Genomic DNA, 15,242 nt, shown 5'->3' with positions numbered 1-15,242 from the left:
GGCTAGGCGGTGGTGGGGCAGGTACGTTGCAGGTCGTGTTTGAGCAACACGACCGAGGCGGCCAGCAGCACGGCGTCCTTGATCAGAAAGGACGTCGAGCTACCCATGGCCGGAAAGCCACCGGCACTGCTCTCCCAGCCACCGGGAGTGCTCAGGATCAGGGTCAGGGTGGTCAGGTAGGTAACCGCCGAGCCGAGCGCCCCGGCCACCGCCCAGCGCGGTTGCCAGAAACCGATCAGCAACGCGGCGCCGATTGCCCACTCGGCTACGCCCAGGGCATAGCTGGCGCCCTGGATCCCGAAGGCGGGATGCATCCAGGACAGCAACGGACTGTTGTCGATCAGCGGAATGAGCGCCTGGGCTTCATAGGCGAACCATTTGGTGTAGCCGAAACCGATGAAAATCACGATCAGGCTCAGGCGCAGCAACGTGATGTCGAGGGAGGAGCGCACAAAGGCGTCGAGGTAGGCGGGGCGGGTCATGGAGAGTTCCTTTTCGGTTAGGGGTACTCTCCAGACGCCTTGCTCGTGCTGGTGTTACAACCTGCTGTCAGTGGCTTAACGTTTACCCAGAATCTTCCCGAGCATTTCCGGGCGTGGCGCGCCTTGCTGCGTTTGCAGTTGCTGCTGTTCATCCAGGTAGAAGATCGCCGGGGTCGCCGCCAATCCCAGTTCCTCCATCAATGCCTGGTTGCCGTCGAGCTTGCTTTGCACGGCAGCGGGGATCTTCTCCAGTGCTTTGAGCGTGCTGGCCTTGCCAGCGCTCTCGTGTTTCAGCAGGGCCTTGACCGGATCATTGCTGGCCAGCAGCGCCGCCGATTTGCCTGGGCTGTCTTCACGGATGATGCCGACCATGATATGGCGCAACTGCACCTTGCCCGACTCGACCCAGGGCCGTGCCTGCTGCCAGAACATGTTGCAGTACGGGCAGTTGGGGTCGCTGAACAGATAGACAATGCGTGGCGCATCGGCCTTGCCGTCGGCGATCCAGGCGGTCTTTTCCATCTTCGCCCAGACCTCTTTGGACATCGGCGCATAGACCAGCTTCTCCAGCGGCGCTTCGCTGAGGTCCTGGCCTTGTTCATCGAACAGGCTGCCGACCAGCACATGTTTGCCATCGGGTGTCAGGTACAGGGCCATACCCCGGTTCTGGTACTCGGCCGCGTAACCGCGCAGGCCGTTGGGGGCATCGAAGCTGCCTTTGATCTTCACGCCCTTGGCTTCCATTTGCTGCACGGCCTTGGGCAGGGTTTCGGCCATGGCAACCTGGCTGGCCAGCAGGCCGAAGGTCAGAGTCAGTGGCAGTTTCAGCAAAGGGTGCATGTGTCATTCCTTGAAGGGTGGGTGGCGACGGGCGCAGGAGTGCGCTCAAAGGATTCCAGGGCGTGGCTCAGGCTTGCCCGCGACAGCTCGCCCAGATGGCTGCCGACCAGGCGGCCATCGGCGTCGTAGAACAGGGTCGTGGGCAGGGCCATGGAGCCGACCTGCTGGGCCAGCTGGCCACCGCCGTCAAACAGCACGTGGGACAGGTTCAGCCCGGTGGTGGCGAGAAAGGTGCTGACCGTCTGCGGGGTTTCGCCCTGGTTGACGAACAGGAAGGTGATGTCCGGGTGTTCGTGTTGTGCCTGTTGCAACACCGGCATTTCCCGGCGACACGGCGGGCACCAGGTGGCCCAGAGGTTGATGACCAGTGGCCGGCCTCGGTAGGAAGTCAGTTGCACGGCCTGACCGTCGGCCTTGTGCAGGCTCATCTCCGGTAATTGCGTGCCTTGTTCATAGAGATGGCTGGCCAGGCTGCCGAGTAGCCAGAACAGTACACCGCTGAACAGGCCCCAGCCCAGCGGACGGCGCAAGCTCGAGCGGCGCCAGCCTTGCCACAACGCACCGATGGCCACCACCAGCAAACCCGGCCAGAGCAGAAAACCGCCGTCGCGCAGGTCGACAATCTGCAGTGGATCATCGCGGTACATCGGCCAATAGCTGAGCACGAACCCCAGGCGTGCCCCCAGCAGGCCCAGCAGGAACAGGCCGAACAGCACCGATTCAGGGTTGTCGTCACCGCGTTTGGCCACGCGCCAGCCGACCAGGGTGGCCAAAGCCAGCGCGCAGAGTAGCAACAGATGATCGACGGCCATGGTCAGCGGCCCGAGGTTTACCGTCAGCATCAGCCTTGACTCCGGATCTGGGCCCACTGTTCGAGGAAGTTCTTCGCATCGATTTCACCGGTGATGCGTCGGCTGCGGCGCTCGTTGCCCTCCGGGCCGATCCAGATCAGGCTGGGCGGGCCGGGCACCTGGTAACGCTGCAGCAATTCGCGGCTGGAGGGCGCATCGGCGGTGACATCCAGGCGTAGCAAGCGTACGCCGTTCAGCGCGGCCAGCACATCGGCGCGGGCGAATACCTGTTTCTCCATGACCTTGCACGACACGCACCAGTCAGCGTAGTAGTCGAGCATCACCCACTGCCCCTGGGCCTTGGCGGTGTCCAGCTCGCGTTGCAGGTCAGCCGGCTGGCTGACGGTGATGAAGGCATCGCTGTGGACAGCGCTGGCAACAACCTCGCCGCTACCGGCGCGGAAGGGCTGCAGCGGTTGCCAGGGGTCGTCGCCACCGGCGGCGGCACCGATCACCAGCAGGCTGCCCCAGAAGCCCAGCAGCAGCGGCAACGCGCGGATTGGCCGCAAGCCATGCAACGCAGGCCATGCCGCCCAGGCCAGGGCGATCAGCCAGGCGCCGGCCAGGCCCAGCCACAGCGAAGGCTCCAGCACGGTGCGCAGGGTATACAGGGCCATGGCCAGGAACACGAAGCCGAACAGACCCTTGACCAGGTTCATCCACGGGCCGGGGCGCGGCAGGTAGCGATTGCCCAGGGTCACCAGCAGCAACAGCGGCAAGCCCATGCCGATGCCGAGAGTGAACAGCACCAACCCGCCGTGCACGGCATTGCCGCTCTGGGCGATGTACAGCAGGGCGCCGGCCAGGGGCGCGGTCATGCACGGGCCCATCAACAGCCCCGAGAGTGCACCGAGCAAGGCTGCGCCATACAGGTTGCCGCCGCGGGTACCGTGGCCGGCGCGTTCCAGGCGATCACGCAACCAGGCCGGCAACTGCAGCTCGAAAGCACCGAACATCGGCAAGGCCAGCAACACAAACAGGCCGGCCAGGCTGCCGAGCAACCAGGGTTGTTGCAACCAGGCCTGAAGGCTTCCCCCTAGCAACGCGGCAATCACCCCGAGGGCGGCGTACACCAGCGCCATACTCAATACGTAGACGCTGGCCAGTGCCCAGCCACGGCGGGTACTCACGCCATTACCGAGGACCAGCCCGGCAAGAATCGGCAGCATCGGCAACGAGCAGGGGGTAAAGGCCAGCAACAGGCCCAGGCCCAAAAAGGCCAGCAGGCTCCAGGCCAGGCCCGACTGTTGCAGGCCACCGGCCAGGGCCTGATCGCTGGCTTGTTCTTGCTCATCGACAGCGGCGCTGCTCAGGCTGACCAGATTGGTCTGCGGTGGATAGCACAAGCCGGCATCGGCACAGCCTTGCCAGCCCATGCGCAACTGGCCTGTGGCGGAGGCGGGCAGGATCAGTTCAAGTTCGCCGCGATATACCAGGGTCTCGCCGAAGAACTCGTCCTGATGGGGCAAGGCCTCTGGCAAGGCGGGCTGCTGCTCGACGGGCAGGCCGTCGAACTTCAGGCGCTTCTGGTAAAGATAGTAACCATCGGTGATTTTCCAGTGCAGGCGCATCTGCCCGGAATCCAGGCGCTCGCTGCTGAACACGAACGCCTTGTCCACCGGCAGAAAGTCGCTTTGGGCAAAGGGGTTGGCCTGGGTCAGGCTGCTGAACAGGAGCATCAGGGCAATTAGTAACGTGCGCATCTCAAAGCCTTGGTAGTGCGATAAGTGCCCGATCCTGGCCGAGCGCGATTAACCGAGTGTTAACCCATAAGCGTCGATTGTCGCCCGGACCGCGACGATCCGCTGCTGGCGCGGCATAATCCTGAGTTAATCCGCCTGCGCTTCACTGCCACTTTTAGCATCGAGACCGACCATGCACGTACTGCTCTGCGAGGATGACGACCTGATTGCCAGCGGTATCGCCGCGGGGTTGACTGCCCAGGGCATGACCGTGGACAGGGTCGCCACGGCGGCTGCGGCCCAGGCCATGCTCCAGGCTGCAGCCTTCGATGTCATGGTGCTGGACCTGGGCTTGCCCGACGAAGACGGTCTCAAACTGCTGCAGCGTCTGCGTCAGCAGGGCGAGAGCCTGCCGGTGCTGGTGCTCACTGCCCGCGACGCAGTCACTGACCGGGTCGACGGCCTGCAGGCCGGTGCCGACGATTACCTGCTAAAACCCTTCGACCTGCGCGAGCTGGCTGCGCGTCTGCATACCCTGTTGCGCCGCTCGGCCGGGCGCGCGGTCAATATCATCGAGCACGGCCCGCTCAGCTACGACCCCAGCAGTCGCGAAACCTGCTTGGGAGGTACGCCGGTCGACCTGTCACGACGCGAGCAGGCGCTGTTGCAGGCGCTGTTGCACAACCGTGGCCGGGTGCTGTCCAGCGAGCAGCTCAAGGACAGCGTCTACGGCTTTGGTGACGAGGTCGAGAGCAACGCCTTGAACGTGCACATTCATCACCTGCGCCGCAAATTGGGCAATGGCATCGTCGAAACCGTACGCGGCCTGGGTTATCGCCTGGGGCCGGCGCAGTTGCCGGAGGTCGAGCAGCCATGAGCCTGCGTGTACGCCTGACACTGATCCTCGGCACCGCCTTCGTGCTCATCTGGGCCCTGGCGGCGGCCTGGATGCTGCGCGACCTGCGCTATCAGATGATGTTTTCCCTCGATCAGCGTCTGGTGGCTTCGGCGCGTATGGTTGCCGGCCTGATCGATCAGTTGCCGCAGCCACTGACGGCCAAGGGCGAGGGCACAAAGCTGAGTGCCGACCAGCTCAGCGTGCCGGATGGCATGGCCTGTCAGGTCAGCTCATTACGTGGTGAGATCATTGCCCGCAACCATAGTCAGGGACACACCCTCGACGACGATCGCAGTGGTTTTCGCGACCAGACTATCGAGGGCGCGCGCTGGCGCACGTTTACCTATTACCGCGGTGATGTCCGTATCACCACTGCTGACCGTCACCAGGAGCGTGAGGCGCTGAATCGCTCGATTTTGTTGGCGGCTTCGGCGCCGGTGTTTGTCGCCTTGCTTGGCACCCTTGGGTTGCTCTGGATCGGTATCGGCAAGGGCCTGGCACCGCTCAACCGCATGCGTGATGCCCTGCGTCGGCGTAGCCCTGATGCCCTTGAACCGTTGCAAGTACGCGCCTTGCCCAGCGAATTGCAACCGCTGCTGGATACCCAGAACCAGCTGTTCTTGCGCATTGCCCAGACGATCGAACGCGAACGGCGCCTGACCGATGACGCCGCCCATGAGTTGCGCACGCCGCTGACCGCCATCAAGACTCACCTGCAGGTGGCCCGAATGACCGATGGCGCGGTTCGTGAGCAGGCCCTGGAGCACGCCGAGCAGGGTGCTGACCGCTTGCACCGGACCCTGGAACAGTTGCTGCTGCTGGCGCGGGTTGAAGGCAGCCTGTCGTTTGAGGACGGGGTGCAGTGCAGCGCCGAACAAGTGGCTCGCCAGGCGATCCAGGACACCGGGCTCGGTGATTCGCAGCGCATTGACCTGCAATTGGCGCCGGAGGCCGCCCAGGCCTACCTTGGTATGCCTTCGCCACTGGCCGTGACCGCTTTGCGCAACCTGCTGGACAACGCCTTGCGCCACACCCGTGGCCCGGCGCCGGTGGAACTGGCGGTGCAGATGGATAAGGGCCAGGTGGCCTTCCTGGTGCGTGACCACGGCCCGGGTATCGTCGAGCAGGACCTTGAACACCTTACCGAGCGATTCTGGCGCAATGGCCAGAGCGGCGGTTGCGGGCTGGGGTTGGCGATTGTCCAGGCCATCGTCCAGCGCTGTGCCGGTTCCTTGCGCTTCGACAGCCGCAACGATGGTCTGCGGGTGTTCTTGCATATCCCTTTACGTGCGCAGTAGTTGATCGCGGGGCAAGCCCGCTCCCACCGGCTAAAGGTTGCCTGTGGGAGCGGGCTTGCCCCGCGATTAAAAAATCGCATCGGCTAAATCCGCAAGGCGCTGAAGCGTTTTTCAAGCGATATCAACCCGACACACATCTGGTGACAGGCGCGTGACGGGCACATCCGCTTGCTTGCGAGGGTTTCCCCAGATGTCAGTCGCTATCAGCCTTGCCCAGCCGCTGCCGGAGTCTTCGGACGTGGCCGCTGCCGAAACGCTTTATCGCTTCGAAGAGTCGCCCTTGCTGGCCCGGCAAAAGCAGCAAGAGTCCAATGCCCGCAGTTACCCGCGACGCATTCCCCTGGCGCTGAAAAAGGCCCGTGGCCTGTATGTCGAAGATGTTGAAGGGCGTCAGTTCATTGACTGCCTGGCCGGGGCCGGGACTCTGGCGCTGGGCCATAACCACCCGGTGGTGATCGAGGCGATCCAGCAGGTGCTGGCCGACGAACTGCCCTTGCACACCCTCGACCTCACTACACCAGTCAAGGACCAGTTCGTCCAGGACCTGTTCGGCCTGTTGCCGCAGGCGTTGCGTGACGAAGCGAAGATCCAGTTCTGCGGGCCGACCGGTACCGATGCAGTGGAGGCGGCCCTGAAGCTGGTGCGCACCGCGACCGGACGCACCACCGTGTTGTCGTTCCAGGGGGGCTACCACGGTATGTCCCAGGGAGCTTTGAGCCTGATGGGCAGCCTGGCACCAAAAAAACCGTTGGCCGGGCTGCTGAGCAATGGCGTGCAGTTTCTGCCGTATCCCTACGACTACCGTTGCCCGTTCGGTCTGGGCGGCGAGGCAGGGGTCAAGGTCAACCTGCATTATCTGGAGAACCTGCTGACCGACCCGGAAGGCGGTGTGCAATTGCCGGCCGCGGTCATCGTCGAGGCGGTGCAAGGCGAAGGCGGGGTGATTCCGGCGGATCTGGAATGGCTGCGCGGCGTGCGGCGGATTACCGAGAAGGCCGGTGTGGCCTTGATCGTCGATGAGATCCAGAGTGGGTTTGCGCGTACCGGCAAGATGTTTGCCTTCGAACATGCGGGCATCGTTCCCGATGTGGTGGTGATGTCCAAAGCCATTGGTGGCAGCCTGCCCCTGGCAGTGGTGGTTTATCGCCAGTGGCTGGATACCTGGCAGCCGGGAGCGCATGCCGGGACGTTCCGCGGCAACCAGATGGCCATGGCAGCAGGTTCGGCGGTGATGAAGTACATCAAGGATCACGATCTGTGTGCCCATGTCCAGGCAATGGGCGAGCGCCTGAGCGGGCATCTGCGCCATCTGCAGAAGGACTTTGCGCAACTGGGCGATATTCGTGGCCGTGGCCTGATGCTCGGCGTCGAGCTGGTTGATCCGGCAGGTGCCAAGGATGCCCTGGGCCACCCGGGTGCGTGCCCGCAGTTGGCACCGCTGGTTCAGCGTGAGTGCCTCAAGCGTGGTCTGATTCTTGAGTTGGGAGGGCGTCAGGGCGCTGTTGTGCGCTTCCTGCCGCCTCTGGTGATCACTGCCGAGCAGATCGATGAAGTGGCTGCGCGGTTCGGGCGGGCGCTGGCTGCGGCTGTGGCCAGCTGCTGAAGGCGCGATCGCGGGGCAAGTCGAATCGTCGCACCGCCGCTCCCACAGAGATCACACAACCCCTGTGGGAGCGGGCTTGCCCCGCGATCAGCGCTTCAATCGAACGAACGCCCAGCGCGCCAGTAGCCCATCAAGGTCAATGTCTTGCGGTCCAGCCCCCGTTCCTGGACCAGGAAGCGGCGGATACCCATCACTGCAGCAGACTCACCGGCAATCCAGGCATGGAACTCACCATCGCCGGGTAGTCCACGCTCCCAGAGAATCTGCTGGTCGATGTCGACATCCTCAAGCGCATCGGTTTTGCCGAGCTGTCTACGAGGCAGTCGTGCCAGTTCGCGCACGGCATGAATCATCGCATCGCCATGCTCACCGTTGAGCACGTCGCGCGGTAGCCAGTGCAGCTCAGTCGCCGCGCTGCTGGTCAAATCAAGACAATCCTGTTCGCCGGGCACTTCAATGAATGCCTGCGTCTGTACGTTGGGATAGTCCAGGACCATTTGTTCGAGAATGCCGGCAATGGCGGGCAGGGCGGTTTCGTCTCCGACCAGCAGCAAGGTGCGCAGGTCCTTGGGCGGTCGCCATTCGTAACCACCGGGGTCGCCAGCGAAGGCCAGATTGGGCGCGACCATCTGCAGGCGGTCACCGATGCAGGCCTGGGTCGCCCAAGCCGAGGCGGGGCCGTTGACGCCATGCAGGACAAAGTCGACATCCACCTCCAGCGCCTCACGCCGCAGGGCGCGGATGGTGTAGGTACGCATCGGCGGGCTGCTCTGGGCATCCAGGCCACGCCGGGCTTCTTGCCAGGAGCCTTGCTTGGGCAATTGCGGTGGCTGGCCGTTGGCGCCGGGAAAGAAAATCTTGATGCGCTGGTCGGCGGCCAGGGTGTGCATTTGCGCGACGTCGTCACCGCTGAAAACAAAGCGGGTGAGCGATGGGCTCAGGCGAATGATTGCCTTGAGCTGGACGTCGAACATGCGGTAGCCACTGGGCCTGGCCGGTTTGCCAACCAGCTTGCGCAGGCCGTTGCCCAAAGCGCTGGCCAAGGAGGTGGAGGAGGACATGGGCGATACCCTTTTGCAGAGAATTCACCTGAGAAACGAATCCCCGCACAGCTGAATTAGCCGCCGCTCCAGCCGTTAAATTTTCCGCTCCAGGATACGTCCTAGCTTGGATAAAGCCTGCTTTATGGCGGACACGGGTAGGACAATGACGATATCGCGACGAGGATTCATAGCGGGCCTGGCAGTGGCGGGTGCAGCGGTGCCTGCGGCCTATTACGCGCACAAGGAACTGACCCATGACCCTGAGGACGATATCGTCACGCCAGGTGAGGCCAGTGTCGAATTGGCCGATGTCGCCGGTCAGCAGTTGGCGGATCAACTGCGCGGGGTCTGGGATCTGCGCGTTTACGGCAGCCAGGGCGGGCTTGCCGGCTTGCCTGAGCAAGGGCTGCAGCTGTACCTGGACGTTGCAAGCAAGGGCCGTGGATTGCGCGGCTTCGTCGATGAAAAGAGCCGTCTTGAGGGGGCAGGGCCGGTGGCTTATCGGGTTGTGGGCGATCTGGTGGGCGCCTCCAGCGCGCAAGTGCGCTGGCGCCTGCTAAGCAATCAGGGCGGCACCGACTATGAGTGCATTGCCAGTCTGGATGAAGTCTGGGGCAGTTTTGCCAATGCTGGCAGCGGCACCTTGAGTGGCCGCCTGCAGCCGCTGGACCGCTCCATGGCTTTGCCATTGCTGGACAGCCACTTTGTCGCGGTCAAGCGTCTGTTCCCCGAGGCCCGTGAGCGCTTGCCCTATACCCCGCAAATGCAGGCCTGGGTGATCAGCGCCGAGCACCGTCTGTTTCACCAGCTCTGGCATGCGACCCGGGACAAGTGGCACACCCTGTCCGAAGAAAAGCGTGGCGCCTTGCGTGGGCTGGGCTGGCAACCCGGGCCTCGGGACCAGGAGCGCGATGCCCGTGGCCCACGCAAACATCGCAATGGATCGGGGATCGATTTTCTGTTCATGCACCGGGACATGCTCGCGACTGCCCGCACCCTGCAGGACCTGCCGTCCTGGAGCCATTTCCCCTTGCCAAAACCCAACGTCGAGCAGGACCGTCAGGGCTTCGCCCGCTACTTCGACAACCATGATGGCTACTGCGTACCGCCGACCTGGCAGGCGCCGGGCGATGATGCCTATGGCCAGTGGGTGTCAGCGATCAAGACCGGTGAAACGTTCTGCAGTAACTTCCAGGTCTGGGAGTCGCAGTACCAGGATCCGCTCTACCTGTCGAAACTGACGCTGGGTACGTTCGGCTCAGAGCTGGAGATGAACCTGCATGACTGGTTGCACATGTGCTGGGCCTCGATACCTCGGGATCCGGTCAACGGTGCGCCGGTACCTTTTGCCCGCGATCCGGCTGATTTTGCTTCGCGCTGGTTCGGCGCGCAAAACGACTTCCTTGGCGATCCGTTCTCTTCGCATGTGAACCCGGTATTCTGGGGCTTTCATGGTTGGATCGACGACCGTATCGAAGACTGGTATCGCGCCCATGAGCGGCACAACCCGGGGCAGGTGCGCAGGCTTGAGGTCAATGGCGTGAAATGGTTTGCCCCGGGGCGCTGGGTCGAGGTCGACGATCCCTGGCTGGGGCCGGTGACCCATGGCTGCAGCACCGTGCCCGGGACCTTGCCTGGCAAGTCGGTGGAGATGGATGTGGAAACCATGAAACTGGCGCTGCGTATCACCTATGGCGAAGACGAAAAGATCGGTGACCTGACCCGTCGAGTGCCGCAACGGCCATGGTATGCGCGGCATCTGTCGTTGCGGGGCATCATTTCCTGAGCATTTGATCGCGGGGCAAGCCCGCTCCCACAGGTTCAGTTTCGGGCCGGTGGGAGCGGGCTTGCCCCGCGATAACGCGTTTACTGTGGCACCTGCCAACCCCCACCCAACGCCTTGTACAACGCCACACTGCCTTGCAGTCGCGCCAGACGCAGCTGCGCCTGCTGGTCCTGAGCCTGGTACAAGGTGCGCTGGGTCTCCAGCACGGTCAGCAAGGTTTCGGCACCGGCCCGATAGCGGCTTTCCGACAGGGTAAAGGCCGTACGCGCCTGCTCGACTTCCTGATCCTGCCACTGGCGCTGATTGTCCACACCGCTGATAGCATTGAGGGCTTTCTCGACATCGGCAAAGCCGGCCACGATGCTGCTGCGATAGTTCTGCAACAGCTCTTCCTGCTGGGCCCGGGCCTTGTCCCGCTCGGCCCGCAGACGCCCATTGTTGAAGATCGGCGCGGCCAGGCCGGCACTCAAGGTGTAGTAGGGGCTGCGCAGGATCTGGGCGAAGGTGTCGGCGCCTGACCCCAGGTCAGCGCCCAGGGTAAGGCTTGGCAGCATCGCTGCACGCGCTACCTGGACATTGGCCTGGGCGGCGGCCAGGCGTGCTTCGGCGGCGGCAATATCGGGGCGGCGGCTGAGCAGCTCGCTGGGTATGCCACTGCCAATCTCCGGCCAGTGCACCCCGCCGAGGGACTCCTGGATCGGCGCCAGCCTCTGTACCGGTTCGCCCAGCAGAGTCGCCAGGGTGATACGGGCCTCCTGCAGTTGCTGTTCGAACAACGGCACCTGGCGCGCCTGGCCAGCGACCAGGCTGCGTTGCTGGGCCAACTCCAGGGCCGTGGCCGAACCCGCCTCGTAGCGGGTTTGCACCAGGCGTAGCACGTCCTCGGCGTTGCCCAGGTTGAGCTGGGCAATACGCACCTGCTCGGCCAGCGCCAGGCTTTGCAGGTAGCTGTTGGCAACGCCGCTGAGTAGGGTCAGTTCGACCGTTTGCCGGTCGTAGCGGCTGGCGTCCAGATCAAACAGGGCGCTGTCACGGGCGGCGGCCTTGCCGCCCCAGAAGTCGATTTCGTAGCTGGCGCTCAGGCGGATATTGAACGAGGTACTGGTACGTTCGCGGCTGCTGGCGTCGAGCTGGTTGAAACCATTGCCGTGCAGCAGGCGCTGGCGGCTGCCATCCAGACCGAACTTGACCTCCGGCAGCAGCGGGGCACCGGCGATCACCGCCGAGGCCTGGGCCTGGCGGACCCTGGCGGCGGCAGCGGCGAGGTCGAAGCTGTTTTGCCGTGCCTGTTCGATCAATTGATTGAGCTGTGCGCTGGAGAACTGCTGCCACCAGTCCTGTTGCGGCAGAGGCTGATCGAGTGTGGCGGTATGGCTTTGCCAGGCATCCGGAGCTTGCAGGCCACTTTGTGGTGGCGTGAGCGTGTTGCTGCAAGCGGCGATGAACAGGCTGATGGACAACACACTGAGACGGCTGGGCAGGTTCATTGATTATTCGCTGGTAAGGGCTTTGACCGGGTCGAGACGGGCGGCTTTGCGCGCCGGCATGAAGCCGAACACCACCCCGGTGACCACTGCGCAGGCAAAGGCGCCGAGCACGGCCGCCAGGGAAAAGGCCACGGCGATGTTGCCAAGCAGCAGCACGCCGCCAATCAGCAAGGCCAGGACAATGCCGGTAAGGCCGCCGACCATCGACAGCAATACCGCCTCGCTGAGGAACTGGCGCAGGATGTCGCGTTGACGGGCGCCAGTGGCCATGCGGATACCAATTTCGCGGGTGCGCTCGCGTACGGTCATGAGCATGATGTTCATCACGCCGATGCCGCCGACCAACAGCGAAATTGCGGCGATGGAGCCCAGCATCAGTGACAGGGTGTTCTGTGTGCGCGCTTCGGCCTGGATCAGGGCGGCGTCGTTGCTCAACTCGAAATCGCGTTTGCCGTGGTGCAGCTTGAGCATCAATCTGTCGATCGCAGCTTCGGTTTCGGCCACCCGCCGCGAGTCGGCTGCGGCGATGGTCACGTACTCCGGGTCGCGGCTACCGAACAGACGGATCGCCGCTGCCGAATAGGGCACCACGATGCGCTCGTCACTGTCCTGATCGCCAGAGCTGGCGCCTTTGCCGGCAAGGATGCCGACTACCTGGAAGGGGACGTTTTCTACCAGGATGTACTGGCCGATCGGATCAACCTGGGCGCCGAGCAGCTTTTCCTTGACCTTCTGGCCGATTACCGCGACGGCGGCAGCGGCCTGTTCATCGGCTTCGGTGAAGAAGCTGCCCTGGACCACCGGCCAGTTGAAGATTTCGCAGAAGTAGGTGTTATTGCCGCCGACATAGAATTGCTGGTTGTTGTTGCCGTAGCGCACCATCAATTTGTCGCCGATCACCGGCATGATCATTTTCACCTGGGGCAGACTGCCCACGGCAGCAACGTCGTCCAGGGTGATGACGCCCGCGGGGTCGCGCAGGGTTGGCGCGCTCCCGCCGAGGTAAAGGATGTTCGAGCCGAATGCGGCCATTTGCGCCATGACCTGGCGCTTGCTGCCTTCGCCGACGGCCAGCATGACCACCACCGACGCCACGCCGATAACGATACCGAGCAAGGTCAGGGCGGTGCGAAAACGGTTGATCCACATGATCCGCCAGGCCGCTTGCAGGGCTTCGAGCATCTCGCCTTTCCAGGCGCCGCTGTGGGTGGCGCCCTGGTCCAGGCGCTGGCGCAGGTCTTCAGCCTGCAGGCCGGGGGCGCCTACGGGTACGCTGGACTGTGCGTTGGCCGAGTCGCTGACAATCAGGCCGTCGCGAATCTCGATGACGCGCTTGGCCCGGGCAGCGACTTCGCGATCGTGAGTGATCAGGATCACCACATGGCCCTGGCTGGCCAGTTCATCGAGCAAGGCCATGACTTCGGCGCCGCTCTGGCTGTCGAGAGCACCGGTGGGTTCGTCGGCAAGGATGATATGGCCGCCGTTCATCAACGCACGGGCAATCGACACCCGCTGCTGCTGGCCACCGGAGAGCTGGTGTGGGCGATTGCCGGTGCGGCTGGCGAGCCCCAGGCGATCGAGCAGCGCGCTGGCGCGGGCATGGCGTTCGGCAGCCGGGGTACCGGCATAAATGGCCGGCATCTCGACGTTCTCCTGGGCCGAGCCTGAGGCGATCAAATGGTAGCCCTGGAACACGAAACCGAAGGCTTCACGGCGCACCCAGGCCAGTTCGTCGCTGTCCAGCTCGGCGACGTCCTTGCCGGCGAACAGGTAGTTACCGGAAGTCGGACGATCCAGGCAACCGAGAATATTCATCAGGGTCGACTTGCCGGAGCCGGACGCGCCGACAATGGCGACGAACTCGCCCGGGTGGATCGCCAGGCTGATACCTCGCACCACTTCGACCTTCGGGGTATCGACCCCGCCGTAGGATTTGCGGATCTCGCGCAGTTCGATCAGCGGCGTACTCATTCAACCTCCGCTGGCAGCAGGTGCGCCGATCAACAGCTGCTCGCCTTCGTTCAAACCTTCAAGCACTTGCACCCGCAGGCGGTCGCTCAGCCCGGTGCGTACCCGGCGTTGCTCGATCTTGCCGCTGGCATCAAGCACCTGGGCAATGCGCAGGTTTTCGTCGCTGGCATCTTCATCCAGTGCGGCCACCGGTACGCTCAGCACCTTGCTGGCGCGGCCGGCAACGAAAAACACCTGGGTGGTCATTTCCGCCATCAAGGCGTTATCGGGGTTGTCCACGTCCAGCAGCACGGTATACAGCACCACTTTGCTTGCCGCGCCTGTGCCGCTGGCGCTGGACGGGCTGCCACCCCCCTGGCTGGACTGGTCCAAGGGCTTGGGGGGGACCGGCAGGATCTGGCGTACGGTGCTGGTCCAGCGGCGCTTGCCGCCCGCCAGGGTAGTGAAGTAGGCCGACATGCCCGGTTTGACATGACCGATGTCGGCTTCCGATACCTGCGCCCAGACGGTCATCGGTGACAGTTTGGCGATGCGCAGGATCAAGGGTGTCTGTTGTTGGGCGTTGAGGGTCTGACCCTCGCGCGCATCCACGGCGACTACGGTTCCGGACATCGGCGCATAGATGCGCGTGTAGCCAAGTTCCGCCTCATCGCTGCGCAGGCTGGCCTGGGCCTGGCGGATCTGCGCGCGGTACATGTCGATGCGGGCCTGGGTCACTTTTAACTGAGCCTGGGCGCTTTGCACATCTTCCTCGCGGGTGGCGCCGCCGGCGGCCAGGTTGCGCTGGCGTTTGTATTGTTGTTCGGCGAGTTGGTACTGGGCTTGCTGTTCAGCCAGCTGAGCTTTGAGGTTGTCGATTGAGAAACGCCCGGCATCGAGTCTGGCCTGCTGGGTCGAGGGGTCGATCTCGACCAGCAGTTGCCCCGTCTTGACCTGGTCGCCGACCTCCACATGCAGTTTGCGGATCTGTCCTGAAGCCTGGGCGCCAACGTCCACGTAGCGCCGCGGTTGCAAGGTGCCCAGAGCAGTTACGCTGCTTTCGATATCGTTGCGCGTCACACTGACGGTGCTGAGCGGGTCGCCACGACCGGGTAGGGTTTTCCAGGCGAGCAGGGCACTCAGGCTGAGCAGGCCGAGGCCACAGAGCAGCAGGCGGCGTTTGTTCGAAGGACGTCTCATGCAGGGTTCCAGCCAAAGGGGTTGAGCCGTGGGTCACGCTGGCAGACAAACACGACAGACACGGGCGGCTCCCAGGTAAACGAGAGACTGGCGGCGGAATTTACCGTGGCTATCGAGGTTCA

Annotated in this window: 12 protein-coding genes; 4 read left to right on the top strand and 8 right to left on the bottom strand. The window is 63.7% G+C overall.

Annotated elements, in window-relative coordinates:
• Positions 1 to 2: 2 nt before the first annotated feature.
• The 4 genes from PSAKL28_RS18280 to dsbD all read right to left on the bottom strand — a co-directional run bounded on the left by PSAKL28_RS18280 (position 3) and on the right by dsbD (position 3,876).
• Entirely contained in the window at positions 3 to 482 is a 480-nt protein-coding gene (locus tag PSAKL28_RS18280; RefSeq protein WP_038613157.1) for a YkgB family protein, read from the bottom strand.
• 75 nt (positions 483 to 557) lie between these two features.
• Positions 558 to 1,322 carry a thiol:disulfide interchange protein DsbG gene (gene dsbG, locus PSAKL28_RS18275; protein ID WP_038613155.1) on the bottom strand — a complete coding sequence of 255 codons (765 nt, stop codon included), beginning with the start codon at positions 1,320 to 1,322 and terminating at the stop codon, positions 558 to 560.
• Positions 1,307 to 2,164, bottom strand: a complete 858-nt coding sequence (locus tag PSAKL28_RS18270; RefSeq protein ID WP_038613154.1) for a TlpA disulfide reductase family protein — start codon at positions 2,162 to 2,164, stop codon at positions 1,307 to 1,309. The genes dsbG and PSAKL28_RS18270 overlap by 16 nt, the downstream gene beginning before the upstream one ends.
• Complete coding sequence (gene dsbD, locus PSAKL28_RS18265; RefSeq protein ID WP_038613153.1) at positions 2,164 to 3,876, bottom strand: protein-disulfide reductase DsbD; 1,713 nt, start codon at positions 3,874 to 3,876, stop codon at positions 2,164 to 2,166. The genes PSAKL28_RS18270 and dsbD overlap by 1 nt, the downstream gene beginning before the upstream one ends.
• Positions 3,877 to 4,048: 172 nt before the next feature.
• Here dsbD and PSAKL28_RS18260 point away from each other — a divergent pair, with 172 nt between their 5' ends.
• The 3 genes from PSAKL28_RS18260 to PSAKL28_RS18250 all read left to right on the top strand — a co-directional run bounded on the left by PSAKL28_RS18260 (position 4,049) and on the right by PSAKL28_RS18250 (position 7,654).
• Positions 4,049 to 4,732 (top strand): response regulator, encoded by a 684-nt coding sequence (locus PSAKL28_RS18260; RefSeq protein ID WP_038613152.1) that lies wholly within the window; start codon positions 4,049 to 4,051, stop codon positions 4,730 to 4,732.
• Positions 4,729 to 6,051 carry an ATP-binding protein gene (locus PSAKL28_RS18255; RefSeq protein WP_038613151.1) on the top strand — a complete coding sequence of 441 codons (1,323 nt, stop codon included), beginning with the start codon at positions 4,729 to 4,731 and terminating at the stop codon, positions 6,049 to 6,051. The genes PSAKL28_RS18260 and PSAKL28_RS18255 overlap by 4 nt, the downstream gene beginning before the upstream one ends.
• A 190-nt stretch (positions 6,052 to 6,241) precedes the next feature.
• Positions 6,242 to 7,654, top strand: coding sequence for an aspartate aminotransferase family protein (locus PSAKL28_RS18250; protein WP_038613150.1), 1,413 nt, complete (start codon positions 6,242 to 6,244; stop codon positions 7,652 to 7,654).
• Between the two features lie 95 nt (positions 7,655 to 7,749).
• Here PSAKL28_RS18250 and PSAKL28_RS18245 read toward each other — a convergent pair whose 3' ends face one another.
• Positions 7,750 to 8,715 (bottom strand): siderophore-interacting protein, encoded by a 966-nt coding sequence (locus tag PSAKL28_RS18245; protein ID WP_038613149.1) that lies wholly within the window; start codon positions 8,713 to 8,715, stop codon positions 7,750 to 7,752.
• Between the two features lie 145 nt (positions 8,716 to 8,860).
• On the opposite strand from PSAKL28_RS18245, the gene pvdP reads away from it, so the two are divergent.
• Positions 8,861 to 10,483: a pyoverdine maturation tyrosinase PvdP gene (gene pvdP, locus PSAKL28_RS18240; RefSeq protein WP_038613148.1), complete on the top strand. Its 1,623-nt coding sequence runs from the start codon at positions 8,861 to 8,863 to the stop codon at positions 10,481 to 10,483.
• An 80-nt stretch (positions 10,484 to 10,563) separates the two neighbouring features.
• On the opposite strand, the gene PSAKL28_RS18235 is transcribed toward pvdP, so the two are convergent.
• Genes PSAKL28_RS18235 through PSAKL28_RS18225 form a run of 3 tightly spaced genes read right to left on the bottom strand, consistent with a single transcriptional unit; the run spans position 10,564 to position 15,120 of the window.
• On the bottom strand, positions 10,564 to 11,970 hold the full coding sequence (locus PSAKL28_RS18235; RefSeq protein ID WP_038613146.1) for an efflux transporter outer membrane subunit: 1,407 nt from the start codon (positions 11,968 to 11,970) through the stop codon (positions 10,564 to 10,566).
• A 3-nt stretch (positions 11,971 to 11,973) separates the two neighbouring features.
• Positions 11,974 to 13,941, bottom strand: a complete 1,968-nt coding sequence (locus tag PSAKL28_RS18230) for a MacB family efflux pump subunit (protein ID WP_038613144.1) — start codon at positions 13,939 to 13,941, stop codon at positions 11,974 to 11,976.
• A complete protein-coding gene (locus PSAKL28_RS18225) occupies positions 13,942 to 15,120 on the bottom strand; it encodes an efflux RND transporter periplasmic adaptor subunit (protein ID WP_038613142.1) in 1,179 nt (392 codons plus the stop codon).
• Positions 15,121 to 15,242: the final 122 nt, after the last annotated feature.

Source organism: Pseudomonas alkylphenolica (assembly GCF_000746525.1).
Lineage (GTDB): Bacteria > Pseudomonadota > Gammaproteobacteria > Pseudomonadales > Pseudomonadaceae > Aquipseudomonas > Aquipseudomonas alkylphenolica.
This window is presented reverse-complemented; position numbering and strand designations above follow the sequence as displayed.

Excerpts from the sequence above, each read along its gene's own strand:
- PSAKL28_RS18245 (WP_038613149.1), bottom strand. The coding sequence starts at position 8,715 with ATGTCCTCCTCCACCTCCTTGGCCAGCGCTTTGGGCAACGGCCTGCGC.
- dsbD (WP_038613153.1), bottom strand. The coding sequence starts at position 3,876 with ATGCGCACGTTACTAATTGCCCTGATGCTCCTGTTCAGCAGCCTGACC.
- pvdP (WP_038613148.1), top strand. The coding sequence starts at position 8,861 with ATGACGATATCGCGACGAGGATTCATAGCGGGCCTGGCAGTGGCGGGT.
- PSAKL28_RS18230 (WP_038613144.1), bottom strand. The coding sequence starts at position 13,941 with ATGAGTACGCCGCTGATCGAACTGCGCGAGATCCGCAAATCCTACGGC.
- PSAKL28_RS18225 (WP_038613142.1), bottom strand. The coding sequence starts at position 15,120 with ATGAGACGTCCTTCGAACAAACGCCGCCTGCTGCTCTGTGGCCTCGGC.
- PSAKL28_RS18235 (WP_038613146.1), bottom strand. The coding sequence starts at position 11,970 with ATGAACCTGCCCAGCCGTCTCAGTGTGTTGTCCATCAGCCTGTTCATC.
- PSAKL28_RS18250 (WP_038613150.1), top strand. The coding sequence starts at position 6,242 with ATGTCAGTCGCTATCAGCCTTGCCCAGCCGCTGCCGGAGTCTTCGGAC.
- PSAKL28_RS18260 (WP_038613152.1), top strand. The coding sequence starts at position 4,049 with ATGCACGTACTGCTCTGCGAGGATGACGACCTGATTGCCAGCGGTATC.
- PSAKL28_RS18255 (WP_038613151.1), top strand. The coding sequence starts at position 4,729 with ATGAGCCTGCGTGTACGCCTGACACTGATCCTCGGCACCGCCTTCGTG.
- dsbG (WP_038613155.1), bottom strand. The coding sequence starts at position 1,322 with ATGCACCCTTTGCTGAAACTGCCACTGACTCTGACCTTCGGCCTGCTG.
- PSAKL28_RS18280 (WP_038613157.1), bottom strand. The coding sequence starts at position 482 with ATGACCCGCCCCGCCTACCTCGACGCCTTTGTGCGCTCCTCCCTCGAC.
- PSAKL28_RS18270 (WP_038613154.1), bottom strand. The coding sequence starts at position 2,164 with ATGCTGACGGTAAACCTCGGGCCGCTGACCATGGCCGTCGATCATCTG.